Consider the following 17410-nt stretch of genomic DNA (forward strand, 5'->3'; position numbering starts at 1 on the left):
ATGTGCGGCGAGCCGGGATGCCAAGGACATGAGAGGCTGGGGCATGAGACCGAGGTTGCAGTGCGGCCTTATTCAGGCCGAAACTACAAAGGCTCCTTCCGCAAGACGCCCGGACGGCTTTTCGGCATGGCCTTCATCCGGCTCTATCAACTGACGCTCTCCGGCTTCATCGGCAATTCCTGCCGGCACATCCCCACCTGTTCTGAATACGGCTACGAGGCCATCGCCCGCCACGGTTTCTGGCCCGGCGGCTGGATGGTGCTGTTTCGCTTCATGCGTTGCGGGCCGGGCGGGACGAGCGGTTTGGATCCGGTGCCGGAGAAACTGCCGTCATCGAAGCACTGGTATACGCCGTGGCGTTACTGGCGGCCGGCGGCCCAATGACGGTCTACGTCGCTCTTCTTCACAGCATCGTGCTGGGCACTGGGCGCCGCGTGGTGATGTCGGATTTGCGGGCGATGGCCGAAGGGCTCGGCTTTCGCGCGCCGCGAACCTTGGTTGCCACCGGAAATCTGGTCTTCGAAGCCGATTATGGCAGTGTTGCGAAGGTGGAAGAGGCGCTCGAACAGGCCTTTGCCGCCGATTTCGGCAAGCCCGTCGATATCATCGCACGGACAGCGGAGGATTGGCTGGCACTTGCGGCTGGCAATCCATTTCGCGCGGCAAGCGATGCCGAAGCGCAAAATATCGTCGTGCGGGTGATGCGCTCGCCACTTGGCGCCGATATTCCAGCCAAGCTCCAGCGCGGCGGTGGCGAACAGATCCGGCTTGTCAACGGCGATCTGTGGATCCACTTTCCGGGCAAGCCGAGCGAGTCGAAGCTGCTATCGGCACTGACCACCAAGCGCCTCGGTCCCGGTACATTCCGCAACTGGAATACGGTGCGTGGCCTCGCTGATATGATCGAAGCCTGATCAAGCCTGTTCTTTACTCCGCCGCAAAAACGCTCTATCACCCGCGCGTCAATTTGCCGGGCCGCCGGCCATTAAAAACCACCCGCATTCGTTGGCGGGACTGGACAAGGAAGAAATCATGTCTGACGCTGTTTCCCTTACATTTCCCGATGGTTCCGTCCGCGGTTACGCCGCTGGCACGACGGGCCGTGAAGTCGCCGAATCGATCTCCAAGTCGCTTGCAAAGAAGGCCATCGCCATTGCGCTGGATGGCGAGCTGCGCGACCTGTCCGACCCGGTCGTCAGCGGTCGCCTCGAGATCGTCACCCGCGAAGATGCCCGCGCGCTGGAACTGATCCGCCACGACACCGCCCATGTGATGGCCGAGGCCGTACAGGAATTGTGGCCGGGCACGCAGGTCACCATCGGCCCGGTGATCGAGAACGGTTTCTATTACGACTTTGCCAAGAACGAGCCCTTCACGCCGGACGATCTGCCGAAGATCGAAAAGCGGATGAAGGAGATCATCCAGCGCAACAAGCCCTTCACCAAGGAAATCTGGCCGCGCGACAAGGCGCGTCAGGTTTTTGCCGACAAGGGCGAGGCCTACAAGGTCGAACTGGTCGATGCGATCTCCGCCGATCAGGATCTGAAGATCTACTATCAGGGCGACTGGTTCGATCTCTGCCGCGGGCCGCATATGGCCTCCACCGGCCAGATCGGCAATGCCTTCAAGCTGATGCGGGTGGCTGGTGCCTATTGGCGCGGTGACAGCAACAATCCGATGCTGACGCGCATCTACGGCACGGCCTGGCGCACGCAGGAAGAACTCGACCAGTATCTGCACATTCTGGCCGAAGCCGAAAAGCGCGACCACCGCCGCCTCGGCCGCGAGATGGACCTGTTCCATTTCCAGGAAGAGGGGCCGGGCGTTGTCTTCTGGCACGGCAAGGGCTGGCGCATCTTCCAGACGCTGGTCGCCTACATGCGCCGCCGTCTGGCCGGCACCTATCAGGAAGTCAACGCGCCGCAGGTACTCGACAAGTCGCTGTGGGAAACCTCCGGCCACTGGGGCTGGTACCGCGACAACATGTTCAAGGTGACGGTCGCCGGTGACGAAACCGACGACGAACGCGTCTTTGCGCTTAAACCCATGAACTGCCCCGGCCATATCCAGATTTTCAAGCATGGCCTGAAATCCTATCGCGAGCTACCGATCCGCCTTGCCGAGTTCGGCAATGTCCACCGCTACGAGCCTTCGGGCGCGCTTCACGGTCTGATGCGCGTGCGCGGCTTCACGCAGGACGACGCGCATGTGTTCTGCACGGACGAGCAGATGGCGGCGGAATGCCTGCGCATCAACGACCTGATCCTGTCGGTCTATCAGGACTTCGGCTTCAAGGAAGTCGTCGTCAAGCTGTCGACCCGTCCGGAAAAGCGCGTCGGTGACGATGCTCTCTGGGACCGCGCCGAAAGCGTGATGATGGAGGTTCTGAAGACGATCGAGGCGCAGTCGGAAGGTCGCATCAAGACCGGAATCCTGCCGGGCGAGGGCGCTTTCTACGGCCCGAAGTTCGAATATACGCTGAAGGACGCCATCGGCCGCGAATGGCAGTGCGGCACGACGCAGGTCGATTTCAACCTTCCGGAACGCTTCGGCGCCTTCTATATCGACAGCAATTCGGAAAAGACCCAGCCGGTGATGATCCACCGCGCCATCTGCGGCTCGATGGAACGCTTCCTCGGCATCCTGATCGAGAACTTCGCCGGCCATATGCCGCTGTGGATTTCGCCGTTGCAGGTCGTGGTCGCGACCATCACCTCGGAAGCGGACGATTATGGTCGTGAAGTCGCCGAGCTGCTGCGTGACGCTGGGCTTGAGGTCGAAACCGACTTCCGCAACGAGAAGATCAACTACAAGGTCCGTGAGCATTCCGTGACCAAGGTTCCGGTGATCATCGTCTGCGGTATGCGGGAAGCGGAAGAACGCACCGTCAATATCCGCAGGCTCGGGTCGCAGGCGCAGACGCCGATGACATTGGACGAGGCGATCGCATCGCTGGTGTCGGAGGCAACGCCGCCGGACGTGAAGCGGAAAGCCGAACAGCGGAAAAAGACTGCCGCTTGAATCGCCGGCAGGGCGTGACATGATAGGAAAGCCGGGGCGCACATTGAGCGCTCCGCTTCAGCCTGCTGTCAGAAAACTGTAACATTCGCAGACTATCCCGGTTCATGCGTGATCGGCGGGTACGAGCGCCCGCCGTCGGAACGCAAATCCGGAAAAACTTTACGCCTGTGCTGCGTCCCTTCGGACGCACCTTTCATTGGAACGGGGAACAACGTGCAGTTCAAAGAGCTGTCCTACGCCAACGAGAACGATCGACGGCTGAAACGTTGGTTCATCCGCTCCATGGAGGGGCTTGCCGGGCGCAATCGATACGCCAGGCTCTACAACCAGTGGCGCCATGAAATCGTCGGCAAGAGCGACCGGATTTTCGGCGAGATGCTCGATCTGATCGACGTGCGCGTTCGCGTCCAGGGCGAATGGCCGCCGCGCCATCTGCCGGATACGCCTGTCGTGATCGTTGCCAATCACCCTTTCGGCATCGGCGACGGCATTGCCGTCCTGTCGCTTGCCGAACAGCTCGGCCGCCCGTTCCGGGTGCTGATCAACAACGAGCTTCTGAAGGTGCCGGAAATGGCGCCCTATTCGCTGCCGATCTCGTTCGAGGAAACCAAGGAAGCGCTCGCAATCAACATGCAGACGCGCCATGAAGCCGTGCGTCTCCTCAAGGAAGGCGTGACGCTGATCGTCTTTCCGGCCGGCGGCGTGGCCACGGCAAGGAAAGGTTTCGGCAGGGCCGAGGATCTGCCGTGGAAGATGTTTCCGGCCAAGCTCATCCAGGCGGCCAAGGCGAGCGTCATCCCGATCTATTTCGAAGGACAGAACGGCCGGCTGTTTCATCTGGCAAGCAAGGTGTCGATGACCCTGCGCATCTCGCTTTTGATCCGCGAGTTTCGGAGGCTTTCAGGAACGACGATCTCGTCGCGCATCGGCAAGCTGATTGCGTGGGAGGAGCTCAGCGTGATTCCGGATCGCAAGGAGATCCTGACGCGGATCTATGACGCTGTGTTTTCCATGGCGCCGCCCCGCCGCCGGTTTCTCGGCAAGGCTGTTTCCTGATCTCATTCAGTCCTGCGCGTCGGCAGCTCCGGATGCCGCCGGGGCACCCTTGTCGTTGAGCAGTACCTCGACATCGGTGTTGACGCCGGCCTTCACGGTAAAATCACGCTGGTAAATCTTCTCCTTGTTGCGGGCGATCGCCGTATAGCCGCCTTCTGCAAGAACCAGCGTCGGAAAGGCGCCGACACTTTCGCTGACGACGTCGCCGGAGGATGTCAGGATCGACCAGGCCGTATCGGCGATTGCCTCGCCTCCGGGTTCGGACACGAGCTTCAGCGTCAGTTTGGCGGCGCGGTGCTGGATCGTTGCCTCTGTCAGCTTGCCGGCTTCCACCTGGATATCGGCGCGAATCACCGCGTTGACCGAGCCATAGTTGGAGACGACATGGTAGGTCCCCGTGTTCAGCCGGATCACCGTGTTCGGCTTGACGTCGGCGACCACCAACGCGCGCTCGCCATCTTCCTTTGCATCCGCCGAAAAAATCGAAAAGCTGAGCTCGCCGGGCGGAATGCGCATGTCGCTGCCTGAGACGGCGTTCAGCATGACGCCGCCGGCATCAAGCACAAGAACCTGTTTTTCGACCGGCCCGGCTTCCGCCACCCTGATCTTGCGCGTCGCCCCGGCGCGCCCGAAGGCGACATTGACGAAATATTCGCCGGGAATGAGCTGGAATGCCGCCGATCCGCCTTCCGATGTCGCCAGAAGCGGCAGTTTGCCGTCGGAGCCGGGAATGGGGCTGAAGACGCGCCAGGTGAGGCCCTGTTCGACAGGCTTGCCCTTTTCGGTGAGGTGCGCCTCCAGCTGAATATCCTTCGCCGTCGGCCCTTGCGTCGCGGTATCCGGAATTTGCGGATTGAAGCTGTTGAGCTTCGGCATCTTCTTCTGCGGGGTGGATATCGCCGGGAAGCTCTTGAAGGGGTCGGCAAGCTCCTGCGCGTGCAGCCCGCAGCTGCCCGTGGCTACGAGAACGAGCGCTGTGATGGCTGCGCGAAAGGGACCGGCTGTGATGCGCATGAGATGGTTGACATCCTGAGTGTGTGCCTCCACTTGAAACGCCGATATGGCGATTTCGTGGCTGCCCCTGTGGCGGTGAAGTGCGATGGCGACGTGCGGTGGCAAACTAGTGGAAATGGACGGCGATGAAAACTGAAATCAGTCTGCGTGATTATCTGGCAACCCGCCGGTCTATACCGGCCTTTCAGATGGGCGGCCCGGGCCCGGGAACGGCTGAGATCGAGGAGATGCTGAAGCTTGCATCCCGCGTGCCGGATCACGGCAAGCTCGCCCCATGGCGCTTCATCGTCTATCGCGGCGAGGAGCGGGTGCGGCTTAGCGCCGAGCTGGCGAAGATGGCGCTTGCCGCCAGACCGGACCTGTCGGAAGAGATGATCAAGGTGGAAAACACCCGGCTGACCCGCGCGCCCGTCGTCGTCGCCGTGGTCAGCAAGGCAGCGCCGCATTTCAAGGTGCCGGAATGGGAGCAGGTCATGTCCGCCGGTGCCGTTTGCCTCAATCTGCTGATGGCTGCAAACGCCCATGGCTTCGCCTCGAACTGGCTGACCGAATGGTATGCCTTTGACGAAAGGGCCTATCCGCTGCTGGGCGTCCAGCCCGGCGAGAGGATCGCGGGCTTCATCCATATCGGCACGCCGCAGGTTCCGCCGACCGAGCGTCCGCGACCCGAGCTTGCCGACATCGTCACCTGGGTCGGTGAGGACACCTGATGTTCTATGCCACCGCGGAAAACGCCCATGGCCTTGCCCATGATCCCTTCAAGGCCATTGTCTCGCCGCGGCCGATCGGCTGGATCGGTTCAAGGGCTGCGGACGGAAGCCTCAATCTCGCGCCGTACTCCTTTTTCAACGCCATCAGCGATACGCCGAAGCTGGTGATGTTTTCCTCGTCCGGGCGCAAGGATTCTGTCCGCAATATCGAGGAGACCGGCGAGTTCACCGCCAATTTCGTCGGCTTCGACATCAAGGACGCGATGAATCTTACCTCGGCTTCGGTTCCACGCGGAGAGAGCGAATTCGCGCTTGCCGGCTTGACGCCCGTCGAAGGGCAATTCGTCCGCGCGCCCTTCGTGGCTGAAGCCTATGCGGCGCTGGAATGCAAGGTGACGGAGATGTTCCGGCCAAAAGCGCTCGATGGCACCATCTCCGACAGCCACGTGGTCATCGGCCAGGTCGTCGGCATCCACATTCGCGAGGAAGCGATCCGCGACGGACGCTTCGACATGGCCAAGGTCCGGCCGATTGGACGCATGGGATATATGGATTACTGCGACGCCGGCGATGTTTTCGAGATGTTTCGGCCGAAGCGCTGAGGCGGGTGTCTTACCCTGACGCGAGCGCCGCCAACTGGGCAGCGTTCCGCGCGATAACACCGGAAAAACCATCGGCAAGGGCGATGTCCCGCACTGTTTGCGGATCGTCGTCTTGTGGAAGATTCTCCGGCAATAGATCGTAGCAGGGAAGGTCCGCCTGTCTGGCCTTGATGATCGCCGCCGCGCGAGCCAGCAGAAGCGGCGCACCGGCTCTTGCAGCCGGCGTGTTGACGGCCTGGCTTGCCGTTGCATGCATCAAGCCGGCGCCGTCGAAGACGATAGCCTTCAGCCGGTCCGACACGCCCTTCAATGATTGCCCCGACAGAAAGAACTCCGGCCGCTGTCCGACCTCCGCGAGAACGACGGTCGACCCGGATTCGATCCCCTGTTCGGCTTCGGCGACGCGCAGCATGACGTCAAGCCTCTGGACATCGGCCAAGCCGCCACAGCCGGAGAGCACGAAACCATCCGGCCGAAGCGCGACAAGCCGTCCGATCGCATCCTGACCGAAATCATCGTCCGGTCTTCCGATGCGCAGCAATGTGGGGCCTGCCGCAGTTGCCGCGCGGCGGCGATCGATGACGGATCGGGCCGCCGCCGCCGTTTCGGTTGCCCGGTTTTCACGGATATCGATGATCACGGTCACTCGACGGCCGCTCACAGTCTCCGCGACCCGTACATCCGGCGTCGCGCAGATCAGCAAGGCCGTGATTTCGAAGCGGTTAACGGACATGGTGAACCAATCTTAAACCTTTGATCGCTAACGTACGGAACACCATGATGTGTCTGGTTGGTGTGTAGTGAGGCGTCGGTGATCATTCAAGCATTTCTTCGTTGGGTCGAAACCGCGAAAACTGGCGATCGGGTTCGCGCGGCGGAAGCGTTGGGGCGTGCCTATGTAACCGCGGAGATGAACACGCTCGACCACCATGCCGCTGAAATGGCGATGACCTTTCTTCTCGACGACCCGTCGCCGAAGGTGCGGCTTGCACTCGCCGAAGCGGTCGCCGATTGTTCGCGCATTCCACGTTCGATCATCCTGTCGCTTGCCGAAGACCAGCCCGAAATCGCCTACGCGGTCATTTCGCGTTCGCCTGTGCTCAATGATATGGATCTCGTCGATCTGGCTGCCAGGGGCACACCGGAGACCCGCGCGGTCATCGCCGCCCGGCAGGCCATGTCGCGGCCGGTTGCCGCGGCCATCGCCGAAATCGGCGGCGAGGAAGAAGTGCTGATCCTGCTCGAAAACCAGCAGGCCAGATTTTCCTGCCGGACATTGAAGCGCGTCAGCGATCGGCTCGGCCATCTCTGGTCGATCCGCAACTGCTTGCTGAACCGGGACGATCTTCCCGCCGATGCACGCCATACGCTGGTCGAGAAGGTCGGCGCAGCCCTTTCCGGCTTCGGTCTGGTGCAAGCGGCGATCGGCGAACGGCGCGTGGAACGGATCACCCGCGAAGCCTGCGACAGGGCCGCCGTCGGCATGGCGGGGGCGGCGCAGGCCGATCAAATTCCGGATCTCGTCGAGCATCTTCGCGTGACGGGCCGTCTGACGCCTGCCTTCCTGCTGCACGCGCTGTGCTCCGGCAAAGTCGACTTTTTCGCCGCCGCTATCGTCAACCTGTCCGCCGTGACCGAAAAGCGGGTCCGCTCGATCCTTTCCGATGGCCGCATCCATGCCATTCGCGCCCTGTTCGAGGGTGCGGGTCTTGGCCGCGACGTCAGCGCGCTGTTTGCCGAGGCCGTTTTGATCTGGCGCAAGGAAAACCGGTCAGGCACTCCGGGCGTGACAGCCACGATCTCCGCCGCTCTTTTGTCGAAACTGCGCGGCAGAAGCCAGGCTTCGGATGCGTCCGGCGGTCTTGCCGATATTATCGAGAAATTGTCGATCGCCGAGCAAAGGCAGACGGCGCGCGAGTATGCGCTGCTTGCCGCAAGGGAAGCCGCCTGATTTTCAGGTTGGCCGCGTCGAAGCGTCGAGCAGGCGCATCAGGGCCGCCAGCCGCTGGTCCAGTTTCTCAAGTCCGTTCGGCGCTTTCTTGATCCCGTCCAGGCAGACATAAAGCAGGTCGGTCAGCATTTCCGCTGAAAGGCCGGTTGCCGAGAGCGAAATCTCGCCTTGAGAAGTCGCCGTTGTCACCGCGCTCTGTATGAGTGCGCGCAACCGAAGCGAGGTTGCCGTATTGATGTCGCCTGCCAGCATCATGTTCGCCTCGAACAGTTCCAGTCCGTACGGGCTTGCCTTGGCCGGCGCCATCATCACCATGGTGAAATTCGTCAGCGCGTTTTCCATCCGGAAGATGAAGGGGCGATCGGACGAAAAAGCTGCTTCCGCCGCTTTCAACGCCTCGCCATGATGCCAGTCCATCAGCGATCGGAAGAGATCGTCCTTGTTTCTGAAATGCAGGTAAAGTGCTGCGCGCGACATGACGGCAGCATCGGCAATGTCCTGCATGGATGCCTTCTTGAAGCCGTAGCGGGTAAAAACCTCCGCTGCGGCCGTCATGATGTGCTGCTTCTTTTCGTCCATTCCGCTGAATTGACACTTTGGACTAAAAATGTCAAATAGACAAGATAGACTGAAAATGTCAGAATGACAAAGAAGAGGTAGATGATGAACAAGGATGCAGATAGGCTGATCGCCGTGACTGGAATAGGCGGTTTTCTTGGCCGCCATGTCGCAGCACAATTGCTGCGCGCTGGATACGAGGTTCGCGGAACCCTGCGATCGCTGAAAAAGGCAAAGTCCATCGAGGCGGCCATCCGGTCGGCGGAAGGTGTCATCGGCGGAAAACTTTCCTTCGTTGTTGCGGATCTTCTGTCGGACGAGGGATGGGATGCAGCATTCTCAGGTGTGACCGATGTGATGCACACGGCTTCTCCATTTCCGTCCCGCGTTCCCAGCGATGAAAACGAGCTGATCCTGCCGGCGCGCGAGGGAACGTTGCGGGTGCTGCGGGCCGCGAAAAACGCCGGCGTCCGCCGCGTGGTTTTGACGTCCTCGATTGCCGCTATCAGCTATGGACCGGGCAAGGCACCCTTTACGGAAGCCGACTGGACCGACATCAACGGGCCGCTTGCCACACCCTACTACAAGTCGAAGACGCTGGCCGAGCGCGCCGCGTGGAGCTTTGCGCAGGAAAACGGACTGGAGCTGGCCGTGATCAACCCGGGCATGATTCTCGGCCCCATCCTCGGCGCGGATACGGGGACCTCTGTGGGGGTCGTGCAAAGCCTGATGAAGGGCCGCTATCCCGCCATGCCGGATTTCAGCGTGCCGGTGGTCGATGTGCGCGATGTCGCCGAGGCGCATGTTCTCGCCATGACGGTGCCCGAAGCTGCCGGCCAGCGTTTCATCGCGGGCGGAGCGGCCCTGTCGGTCAAGGATATCGCCGGTGTTCTGAGGCGCGATTTCCCTGCCTATGCGCGAAAAATGCCGAAGTTCGTGCTGCCCAACTGGCTGGCTGGACTTGCCTCGCGCTTCGATCCCGGCCTGAAGCTGATCGTCGGCGAGCTTGGCCGCGATGCGCGCGTGTCGAACGAAAAGGCGCGGCGCGTGCTGGGCTGGAAGCCGCGTTCCGAGGAGGACGCGATCCGTGCCAGCGCCGAAAGCCTGATCGCCGCCGGGCTGGCGTGACTGATTATTTGGTGAATTTCCGCGCCACCCAGGAGTAGCCATCTTCAATGTAGTGAACAGGCTTGGTCACGGCGTTGCGCAGTGCCGATTTGTCGGGCAGGGCGCCGGTGATCATCGCCAATGTCCTGCGCGGCAGGCTCGGTTTTTGCTGTTCGGCGGTAGGCGGCGTCGGGACCGGATCCGGGGTGACCGGATGTGTCTCATCGAGCGCAGGCTCGGCCGTCGACATCGGCGCCGGGTCCTTTGCGTTCGCCATCTGCTCGCCGGATTTCTCGCAGACCGCGACGATCACCGGGTAGTTGCTGTTGGAGAATTTCGGCAGCTGCTTCTGCGATTCCGCGTCGCATGTGGCAATCGACTGCCAGGTGCCGCTCACCGTTGAGACGTAGTGGCACTGGGTGACGCTGTCGTCGCAGCCGAGAATTGTCATGACGATCAGGGCAGGAACCATCGCTAATGTTTCTCCAGTCGGATTTCGAAATCGGCCGCGAGGGGCTCGGTTATAGAGCTTGCCGAACTAACGGTCTGTTTGCTCCGAAAGTAAGGCGAAGCGGCAACGGGTTTGAAACAAATTGTTTCCACCCGTTTTTCGAAGAAACCTGTGATTGCCGGCTCCGCAACAATTGCCGTCTGTCGTTTGAGATAGACTGCTTCTAATGTCGGCTGCAAACCGCCGGAATCGATCTGCGAAGGAAGAGCGTCAAGTGTCAGTCGTCATTGAGAAAGAACCGCCGCGCCAGCCGGGTGTCCTGCGTCTGCTCGAACAATCCGACGCTTATGCGCAGTCGCTCTATCCGGCTGAAAGCAATCATCTCGTCGATGTCTCGACACTTGAAAAGCCGTCCGTCGCTTTCTTCGTCGCGCGCCATGAAGGCCAGATCGTCGGCTGCTGCGCACTGGTGGATGCGGGCGATGGTACTGCCGAGATCAAGCGGATGTTCGTCGATCCGCAGGCACGGGGTCTGAAGATCGGCCGCAAATTGCTGGAAGGCGTCGAGAGCCATGGCCGTGACACCGGGCTGTCCGCGATCCGGCTGGAAACCGGCATTTATCAGCCCGAGGCCATCGGTCTCTACAGGACCGCGGGCTATGTCGAGATCGGGCCGTTCGGCTCCTATCAGCCGGACCCGCTGAGCCTGTTCATGGAAAAGAAGATCGGCTGAAGCAGTTGCGGCCAACAGCAGAAAATCGTTTCCGCTCCATGCGTTGGAGCGGAAACCTGAATCAATTCAACAACGTGTTGAATCAAACTGCGAACGGAGCGGCTAGATGTCCAGGTTTTCCGCGAACACCGCGCGTTCCTGGATGAAGCGGAAGCGGGCGTCGGCCTTGGTGCCCATCAGATTGTCCACGGCTTCGCGCGTGCCTTCAAAGTCGATCTCGTCGATGGCGACCTTGAGCAGCGTGCGCTTGGCCGGATCCATCGTGGTTTCCTTCAGCTGCGCCGGCATCATCTCGCCAAGGCCCTTGAAGCGGCCGATCTCGACCTTGCCGCGGCCGTTGAATTCCGTTTCCATCAGTTCCACCCGATGGGCGTCGTCGCGCGCGTAGAGCGTCTTTGCGCCTTGGGTGATGCGGTAGAGCGGCGGTACGGCCAGATAGAGGTGACCGCCGCGCACGAGCTCCGGCATTTCCTGGTAGAAGAAGGTGATCAGCAGCGAGGCGATATGGGCGCCGTCGACGTCGGCATCGGTCATGACGATGACGCGCTCGTAACGCAGGTCTTCCTCGCGGTACTTGCTGCGCGTGCCGCAGCCGAGCGCCTGCACGAGATCGCCGATCTGCTGGTTGGCCCCGAGCTTTTCGCGGCCGGCGCTGGCAACGTTGAGGATCTTGCCGCGCAGCGGCAGGATCGCCTGGTTGGAACGGTTGCGCGCCTGCTTGGCGGAACCGCCGGCCGAATCGCCTTCGACGATGAAGAGTTCGGCGCCCTCGGCAGAGTTCTGCGAGCAGTCGGCGAGCTTGCCCGGCAGGCGCAGCTTGCGCACGGCGGTCTTGCGGCTGACTTCCTTTTCCTTGCGGCGTCGAACGCGCTCGTCGGCGCGCTCGATCACCCATTCGAGCAGCTTTGCCGCTTCCTGCGGGTTGTCGGCAAGGAAATGGTCGAACGGATCGCGCAAGGCGTTCTCGACGATGCGTTGTGCTTCGACCGTTGCCAGCTTGTCCTTGGTCTGGCCGACGAATTCCGGCTCGCGGATGAACACCGACAGCATGCCGGCCGCCGAGATCATGACGTCCTCGGTGGTGACGATCGCCGCCCGCTTGTTCTGTGTCAGTTCGGCATAGGCCTTGAGGCCCTTGGTCAACGCGATGCGGAAGCCCGCCTCATGCGTGCCGCCTTCGGGCGTCGGGATGGTGTTGCAATAGGAGTGCACGACGCTGTCGCCACCGTACCAGGTGACCGCCCATTCCATCGCGCCGTGGCCGCCGGTCTTCTCCGTCTTGCCGGCAAAGATTTCGCGGGTAACGGTGAATTCCTTGCCCATCGTCGCCTGCAGATAGTCCTTCAGGCCGCCGGGGAAATGGAACACGGCCTTGTCCGGCGTGTCGGTGCCTTCGATCAGCGTGGGATCGCAGGACCAGCGGATTTCGACGCCGCCGAACAGATAGGCCTTCGAACGCGCCATGCGAAACAGCCGGGCCGGCTCGAATTTCGCATGCGAGCCGAAAATCTCCGGGTCCGGATGGAATTTGACCTTGGTGCCGCGGCGGTTCTGGACGTCGCCCAGTTCCTCCAGCCCGCCCTGCGGAATGCCGCGCGAAAAGCGCTGGCGATAGAGCTTGCGGTTGCGCGCAACCTCGACTTCAAGAATGTCCGAAAGCGCGTTGACGACGGAAACGCCGACGCCGTGCAGACCGCCGGAGGTTTCATAGACCTTGCTGTCGAACTTGCCGCCCGCATGCAGGATGGTCATGATCACTTCGAGCGTCGATTTGCCCGGAAATTTAGGATGGTTCTCGACCGGGATGCCGCGGCCGTTGTCGGTGACGGAGAGGCAGCCTTCTGCGTCGAGATGAACGTCGATGAAATTCGCATGTCCCGCGACCGCCTCGTCCATCGAGTTGTCGATGACTTCGGCAAACAGGTGGTGCAGCGCCTTCTCGTCGGTACCGCCGATATACATGCCGGGGCGCCGGCGCACCGGCTCCAGTCCCTCGAGCACCTCGATGGTGGACGCATTATAGTCGCCCGTGTCGGCCTTCAGCGTCGTTGACGCACCGCTGCGCTGTTCCGCCACCGGAGCCGCGACAGGCGTGGCGACCGGCTTCGGCGCGACGGGATCCGCCGCAGGCTTGGGTACCAGGGGCAATGCTGAAAAGAGATCGTTGCTGTCGGTCATAGTCTGTTTTGATGTCTTTCCGTGGTGGCGACTGCCGGCCCGGCCCGCGGTGCGGACAAAACCGTCATGAATGTCTGCGCGAATCGCCGGAATTCTGCCAGACTCTTGGCGCCAGAGCGACCAAACTCGCCATGTGGCCCAGTCGAACACCCGCAAATACGCCGATCGCGCCTTCAATAGCCGCAACTGTTGCGTTGCGGAAGGTCCGATGGCAAGGCTTGGACCAAAAGAGGAACATTCCGGATGCACATGTCCACAGCTCATTTGATCTTTCGCCGCCTTTTGCCGCTTGCCGTGGTGACCGCTCTGGTTTTACCGGCGCAGGCCGCGCCGTTGAAGCCGTTCAAGGATGCGTTGTTTTCCTATGGCACCGTGCTTGAGACCGCCGATGGCGGCGATTATCGCGTCGTCGATTATCAGGAAATGCGCGACATCAACGGCCGTGATCAGGTCCCGGAGCGCCGGGCAAAGCGCGCCTATGTATCGCTCGGGATCAAGAGCGAGCAGGCCAACGAGACGATAGACGCCGCAGGCCGGCCGCTCGATGTCACCCGCGTCGGCGCGGAGCGTGGCGCGGCTTTCTCGGTGATCTTCATCCATGGCCGGGGAGGCGACCGGCGCCTCGGTGCCAACGACTGGTCCTTCGGCGGCAATTTCAACCGGCTGAAGAACCTCGCGGTGGAAAACGGTGGCGTCTACTACGCCCCGAGCGTGCGTTCCTTCGACGATGCCGGCGTGGCCGATATTGCCGGGCTGATCGCCTATGCGCAGCAACGATCGCCGGGCAAGCCGATCATCCTTGCCTGTGCCTCGATGGGCAGCTTCATCTGCTGGGGCATGACCCGCAATCCGCCGGCCGTCGCAGCGCTCAAGGGCATGATGATCATGGGCGGCCCGACGGATCCTGCTTTCAGCCGGAGTGCCGCCTACAAAAGCAAACTGCCGATGTTCTTCAGCCATGGCAGTGCCGACAGCGTCTATGCCGCTGCCGACCAGGTCGGGCTTTATCGTTCTCTGAAGGCGGCGAACTATCCAAGCCGCTTCGTCCTGTTCCAGACCGGATCACACGGAACGCCGGTTCGCATGACGGACTGGCGGGATGCGCTGAACTGGATCGGGGTGGATTGAAGCCGCAAATAAATCCGGGTTTCATTAACCAACACGGCAATTTTGAAGTGTAAAGCGGCCGTCGTTTTCTTTTTCGAAAGCTGATTGTGGGACTGTCCCGGGCACGTATTATCGGGGTTTGATCTTATGGATGCTCGGACAGAAACGCGGCATATTCCGCTGTGTGTCGATCTCGACGGCACATTGCTTGCCGCCGACACGCTCTGGGAGGGCGTGGCGATCATTCTGCTGCGCAATCCGTTGATGCTGTTCGCGATGGTTTACTGGGCCGCCGGCGGCAAGGCGCGGCTGAAGCATGAGGTGGCCGCGCGCTCCGGGCGTCAGGCGGCCGACTGGCCCTATCGCGAAGCCGTGCTCAAGCGCCTGCAGCGCGAGCGCGAAACAGGCCGTCAGATCATTCTTGTCACCGGTGCCGCCGAAAGCGTAGCGCTCGGGGTTGCTGCCCATACCGGTATTTTCTCTTCCGTTCTCCACAGTTCGATCGAGATCAACCTTACCAGCCGCCGTAAGCGTGAAAAGCTGATCGGGCAGTTCGGTGAGGGCGGTTTCGACTACATGGGCAACAGCCGTGACGACGTGCCGGTGTTCGATGCGGCCCGCAAGGCGATCGTCGTGGCGCCGGATGCGGCAGCCGAAAAATGGCGCCGAGCCCATGACGCCGAGCGGCTCGATATCGGCAGGACCAGCCGTCTGGCTGCGCTGAAATCGATCCGGGTGCATCAATGGGCAAAGAACGTGCTGATCGGCGTGCCGATGGTGCTCAACCACGACATCCTGAAGCTGGATGCGGTCATCAACGTGATCCTTGCCTTCTTCGCCTTCAGTTTTCTTGCCTCGGCCGTTTACGTCATCAATGACCTGTCGGACCTCACCAACGACCGGCGCCATCCGACGAAACGCAACAGGCCATTGGCCAGCGGCCAGATGTCCGTTCCAATGGGGCTGATGCTGGCGCTCTGCCTGCTGGTCGCATCCCTGTCGCTGACGGCGGTGCTGCCCTCCGATTTCGCGCTCGTCCTCGGCTTCTACGCTGTGGTGACCACCGCCTACACCTTCGTGCTCAAGCGCAAGCTGCTGGTTGACGTCTTCACGCTGGCGGGGCTCTACACGGTCCGTATCGTCGCCGGTTCCGCCGCGACCGATACCGAGCTTTCCTTCTGGCTCCTGTCGTTCTCGGTGTTCTTTTTCCTCAGCCTGGCGCTGGTCAAGCGCTACGTCGAACTGGACGAGTATGACGGCCGCGACGGCAATCAGGTGCCCGGACGCGGCTATATGGCCGTCGATTTCGAGATGGTCGGGCAGGCCGGCATATCCTCTGCCTTTGCCTCCGCGCTGGTTCTGGCGCTCTACATCCACAGCAAGGAAATGCAGGAGATGTACACGCTGCCCTGGGCGTTGTGGCCGCTCTGCCCGCTGGTGCTCTATATGCTCCTCCGAATCTGGATGCTCGCCCGCCGCCGCATGCTGCATGAGGATCCGGTGGTCTTCATCATGCGTGACTGGCGCAGCCTGGTGACCATGGCGATCGGCGCCTCGCTGGTGCTGGCCGGTACCCTGGGATCGCCATGACCGCTGGTGAATTCGACAGCTGGGGCCGGATCGACCGCCGTGCCCGGCCGGCCGTGTCGCCGGACGCCTATGAGAACCTGCGGGACAATGCGGCGCCCGGCGCCTTCCTGCCCTTCGGCAATGGCCGCTCCTATGGCGATAGCTGCCACAACGACCAGGGCCGGCTGATCGACAGCCGCATGCGCACCCGCATCCTCGGCTTCGATCCCGGAACCGGAATTGTCTCCTGCGACGCAGGCGTGACACTTCGCTCTATCCTTGAACAGGCGATCCCGCACCGTTTCTTCCTGCCGGTCACGCCGGGAACCGCCGCGGTCACGGTCGCCGGCGCGGTCGCCAACGACGTTCACGGCAAGAACCATCACGCACGCGGCACCTTCGGCAAACATGTCCGCCGCCTGATGCTGCTGCGTTCGACCGGCGAGCTGCTGGCCTGCTCGGCAACGGAAAACCGTGACCTGTTCTATGCCACCATCGGCGGCATGGGGCTGACGGGATTGATACTCTCCGTTGACCTGCAACTGATGAAGGTTCCATCGGCCCATATCCAGCAGCACGCCATCCGTTTTGATAGTCTGAACGATTATTTCGGCATGGTCGAAACGGTTGACAGCGAGCATGAATATTCGGTCGCATGGATCGACCAGCTGGCGACCGGCAAGCGTGCGGGCAGGGGCGTTCTTCTCGCCGGCGATCATGCGGACGCGTCCTGCGAATTTCCGGACATGCCACGCTCCATGAAGCTGTCGGTACCATTCTCGCCGCCGTTCGATCTGCTGAACACGGTGACGCTGAAGGCGTTCAACGAGTTCTACTTCCGCAAGGAAAAACGCGGCGAGACGGTGACGACGGTCAAGTGGCCGGGCTATTTTCATCCGCTGGATGCGATCGGCCACTGGAACAGGCTGTACGGCCCCAGGGGGCTCTACCAGCACCAGAGTGTCTACCCGGCGGACAATGCGCGGGAACTGACGGCACGCCTGTTGGAGACGGCCCGCAAGGCAGGCCACGCTTCCTTTCTCACCGTGCTGAAGAAGTTCGGCGAGCAGGCATCCGGCGGGCTTTTATCCTTCCCGCGACCGGGCTTCACGCTGACGCTGGATTTCGCCAATCAGGGTGAACAGACCCTTAAGCTCCTGAATGTGCTCGATGCGATGGTCATCGAAGCCGGCGGCGCCATCAATGCCTACAAGGACGCCCGGATGAGCCCGCAAACCTTTGATTCCTCGTTCCCGCAGTGGCGGAAGCTGGAAGAATTGCGCGATCCGGCCATGGTGTCGAACTTCTGGAAGAGAACCGCTTTGGCTTTGCCGAAATGAGACTCGGTACAAT

At 61.6% G+C, this 17410-nt stretch carries 17 protein-coding genes; 12 read left to right on the plus strand and 5 right to left on the minus strand.

From position 1 onward, the window contains the following. The 4 genes from yidD to J2Z75_RS00375 all read left to right on the plus strand — a co-directional run bounded on the left by yidD (position 1) and on the right by J2Z75_RS00375 (position 4077). Positions 1-384: a membrane protein insertion efficiency factor YidD gene (yidD, locus tag J2Z75_RS00360; RefSeq protein ID WP_209846071.1), complete on the plus strand. Its 384-nt coding sequence runs from the start codon at positions 1-3 to the stop codon at positions 382-384. Further along, entirely contained in the window at positions 381-914 is a 534-nt protein-coding gene (locus J2Z75_RS00365) for a DUF1697 domain-containing protein (protein ID WP_209846074.1), read from the plus strand. The genes yidD and J2Z75_RS00365 overlap by 4 nt, the downstream gene beginning before the upstream one ends. Before the next feature lie 118 nt (positions 915-1032). Next, positions 1033-3021 carry a threonine--tRNA ligase gene (gene thrS, locus J2Z75_RS00370; RefSeq protein WP_209846078.1) on the plus strand — a complete coding sequence of 663 codons (1989 nt, stop codon included), beginning with the start codon at positions 1033-1035 and terminating at the stop codon, positions 3019-3021. A gap of 213 nt (positions 3022-3234) precedes the next feature. Further along, a complete protein-coding gene (locus J2Z75_RS00375) occupies positions 3235-4077 on the plus strand; it encodes a lysophospholipid acyltransferase family protein (RefSeq protein ID WP_209846081.1) in 843 nt (280 codons plus the stop codon). A 6-nt stretch (positions 4078-4083) separates the two neighbouring features. Here J2Z75_RS00375 and J2Z75_RS00380 read toward each other — a convergent pair whose 3' ends face one another. Then, positions 4084-5091 carry a hypothetical protein gene (locus J2Z75_RS00380; RefSeq protein WP_209846084.1) on the minus strand — a complete coding sequence of 336 codons (1008 nt, stop codon included), beginning with the start codon at positions 5089-5091 and terminating at the stop codon, positions 4084-4086. Positions 5092-5216: 125 nt separating this feature from the next. Here J2Z75_RS00380 and J2Z75_RS00385 point away from each other — a divergent pair, with 125 nt between their 5' ends. Both J2Z75_RS00385 and J2Z75_RS00390 read left to right on the plus strand, forming a co-directional pair. Then, positions 5217-5801: a nitroreductase family protein gene (locus tag J2Z75_RS00385; protein ID WP_209846087.1), complete on the plus strand. Its 585-nt coding sequence runs from the start codon at positions 5217-5219 to the stop codon at positions 5799-5801. Continuing rightward, positions 5801-6403 (plus strand): flavin reductase family protein, encoded by a 603-nt coding sequence (locus tag J2Z75_RS00390; RefSeq protein ID WP_209846090.1) that lies wholly within the window; start codon positions 5801-5803, stop codon positions 6401-6403. Before J2Z75_RS00385 ends, J2Z75_RS00390 begins: the two co-directional genes overlap by 1 nt. A 10-nt stretch (positions 6404-6413) precedes the next feature. On the opposite strand, the gene J2Z75_RS00395 is transcribed toward J2Z75_RS00390, so the two are convergent. Continuing rightward, complete coding sequence (locus J2Z75_RS00395) at positions 6414-7136, minus strand: aldolase (RefSeq protein WP_209846092.1); 723 nt, start codon at positions 7134-7136, stop codon at positions 6414-6416. A 78-nt stretch (positions 7137-7214) separates the two neighbouring features. On the opposite strand from J2Z75_RS00395, the gene J2Z75_RS00400 reads away from it, so the two are divergent. After that, on the plus strand, positions 7215-8354 hold the full coding sequence (locus J2Z75_RS00400; RefSeq protein WP_209846095.1) for a DUF2336 domain-containing protein: 1140 nt from the start codon (positions 7215-7217) through the stop codon (positions 8352-8354). Positions 8355-8357: 3 nt separating this feature from the next. Here J2Z75_RS00400 and J2Z75_RS00405 read toward each other — a convergent pair whose 3' ends face one another. After that, the gene (locus J2Z75_RS00405; protein WP_209846098.1) at positions 8358-8909 is read right to left on the minus strand and encodes a TetR/AcrR family transcriptional regulator; all 552 of its coding nucleotides are present in this window, start codon (positions 8907-8909) and stop codon (positions 8358-8360) included. A 108-nt stretch (positions 8910-9017) separates the two neighbouring features. Here J2Z75_RS00405 and J2Z75_RS00410 point away from each other — a divergent pair, with 108 nt between their 5' ends. Then, positions 9018-10040: an SDR family oxidoreductase gene (locus J2Z75_RS00410; RefSeq protein WP_209846100.1), complete on the plus strand. Its 1023-nt coding sequence runs from the start codon at positions 9018-9020 to the stop codon at positions 10038-10040. Between the two features lie 4 nt (positions 10041-10044). Here J2Z75_RS00410 and J2Z75_RS00415 read toward each other — a convergent pair whose 3' ends face one another. After that, complete coding sequence (locus J2Z75_RS00415; protein ID WP_209846110.1) at positions 10045-10491, minus strand: hypothetical protein; 447 nt, start codon at positions 10489-10491, stop codon at positions 10045-10047. A gap of 205 nt (positions 10492-10696) precedes the next feature. Here J2Z75_RS00415 and J2Z75_RS00420 point away from each other — a divergent pair, with 205 nt between their 5' ends. Then, positions 10697-11203, plus strand: a complete 507-nt coding sequence (locus J2Z75_RS00420; protein ID WP_209846113.1) for a GNAT family N-acetyltransferase — start codon at positions 10697-10699, stop codon at positions 11201-11203. 102 nt (positions 11204-11305) lie between these two features. Here the strand turns inward: J2Z75_RS00420 and parE are convergent, their stop codons facing one another. After that, positions 11306-13381: a DNA topoisomerase IV subunit B gene (gene parE, locus J2Z75_RS00425; protein ID WP_209846116.1), complete on the minus strand. Its 2076-nt coding sequence runs from the start codon at positions 13379-13381 to the stop codon at positions 11306-11308. Positions 13382-13624: 243 nt separating this feature from the next. Between parE and J2Z75_RS00430 the strand changes: the two genes are divergently transcribed. The 3 genes from J2Z75_RS00430 to J2Z75_RS00440 all read left to right on the plus strand — a co-directional run bounded on the left by J2Z75_RS00430 (position 13625) and on the right by J2Z75_RS00440 (position 17397). After that, positions 13625-14509: an alpha/beta fold hydrolase gene (locus J2Z75_RS00430; protein ID WP_209846119.1), complete on the plus strand. Its 885-nt coding sequence runs from the start codon at positions 13625-13627 to the stop codon at positions 14507-14509. Positions 14510-14635: 126 nt separating this feature from the next. Beyond that, positions 14636-16078 carry a UbiA family prenyltransferase gene (locus tag J2Z75_RS00435; RefSeq protein WP_209846122.1) on the plus strand — a complete coding sequence of 481 codons (1443 nt, stop codon included), beginning with the start codon at positions 14636-14638 and terminating at the stop codon, positions 16076-16078. Beyond that, entirely contained in the window at positions 16075-17397 is a 1323-nt protein-coding gene (locus J2Z75_RS00440; RefSeq protein WP_209846125.1) for an FAD-binding oxidoreductase, read from the plus strand. Before J2Z75_RS00435 ends, J2Z75_RS00440 begins: the two co-directional genes overlap by 4 nt. The last annotated feature ends 13 nt before the right edge of the window (positions 17398-17410 follow it).

Origin of the sequence: Rhizobium herbae (assembly GCF_017873135.1) — a bacterium.
GTDB classification, from domain to species: Bacteria; Pseudomonadota; Alphaproteobacteria; order Rhizobiales; family Rhizobiaceae; genus Pararhizobium; species Pararhizobium herbae.

Bases quoted from the DNA above. Each gene is read 5' to 3' on its own strand.
- yidD (WP_209846071.1), top strand. From the start codon at position 1: ATGTGCGGCGAGCCGGGATGCCAAGGACATGAGAGGCTGGGGCATGAG.
- J2Z75_RS00365 (WP_209846074.1), top strand. From the start codon at position 381: ATGACGGTCTACGTCGCTCTTCTTCACAGCATCGTGCTGGGCACTGGG.
- thrS (WP_209846078.1), top strand. From the start codon at position 1,033: ATGTCTGACGCTGTTTCCCTTACATTTCCCGATGGTTCCGTCCGCGGT.
- J2Z75_RS00380 (WP_209846084.1), bottom strand. From the start codon at position 5,091: ATGCGCATCACAGCCGGTCCCTTTCGCGCAGCCATCACAGCGCTCGTT.
- J2Z75_RS00385 (WP_209846087.1), top strand. From the start codon at position 5,217: ATGAAAACTGAAATCAGTCTGCGTGATTATCTGGCAACCCGCCGGTCT.
- J2Z75_RS00390 (WP_209846090.1), top strand. From the start codon at position 5,801: ATGTTCTATGCCACCGCGGAAAACGCCCATGGCCTTGCCCATGATCCC.
- J2Z75_RS00395 (WP_209846092.1), bottom strand. From the start codon at position 7,136: ATGTCCGTTAACCGCTTCGAAATCACGGCCTTGCTGATCTGCGCGACG.
- J2Z75_RS00405 (WP_209846098.1), bottom strand. From the start codon at position 8,909: ATGACGGCCGCAGCGGAGGTTTTTACCCGCTACGGCTTCAAGAAGGCA.
- J2Z75_RS00410 (WP_209846100.1), top strand. From the start codon at position 9,018: ATGAACAAGGATGCAGATAGGCTGATCGCCGTGACTGGAATAGGCGGT.
- J2Z75_RS00415 (WP_209846110.1), bottom strand. From the start codon at position 10,491: ATGGTTCCTGCCCTGATCGTCATGACAATTCTCGGCTGCGACGACAGC.
- J2Z75_RS00420 (WP_209846113.1), top strand. From the start codon at position 10,697: ATGTCGGCTGCAAACCGCCGGAATCGATCTGCGAAGGAAGAGCGTCAA.
- parE (WP_209846116.1), bottom strand. From the start codon at position 13,381: ATGACCGACAGCAACGATCTCTTTTCAGCATTGCCCCTGGTACCCAAG.
- J2Z75_RS00430 (WP_209846119.1), top strand. From the start codon at position 13,625: ATGCACATGTCCACAGCTCATTTGATCTTTCGCCGCCTTTTGCCGCTT.
- J2Z75_RS00435 (WP_209846122.1), top strand. From the start codon at position 14,636: ATGGATGCTCGGACAGAAACGCGGCATATTCCGCTGTGTGTCGATCTC.
- J2Z75_RS00440 (WP_209846125.1), top strand. From the start codon at position 16,075: ATGACCGCTGGTGAATTCGACAGCTGGGGCCGGATCGACCGCCGTGCC.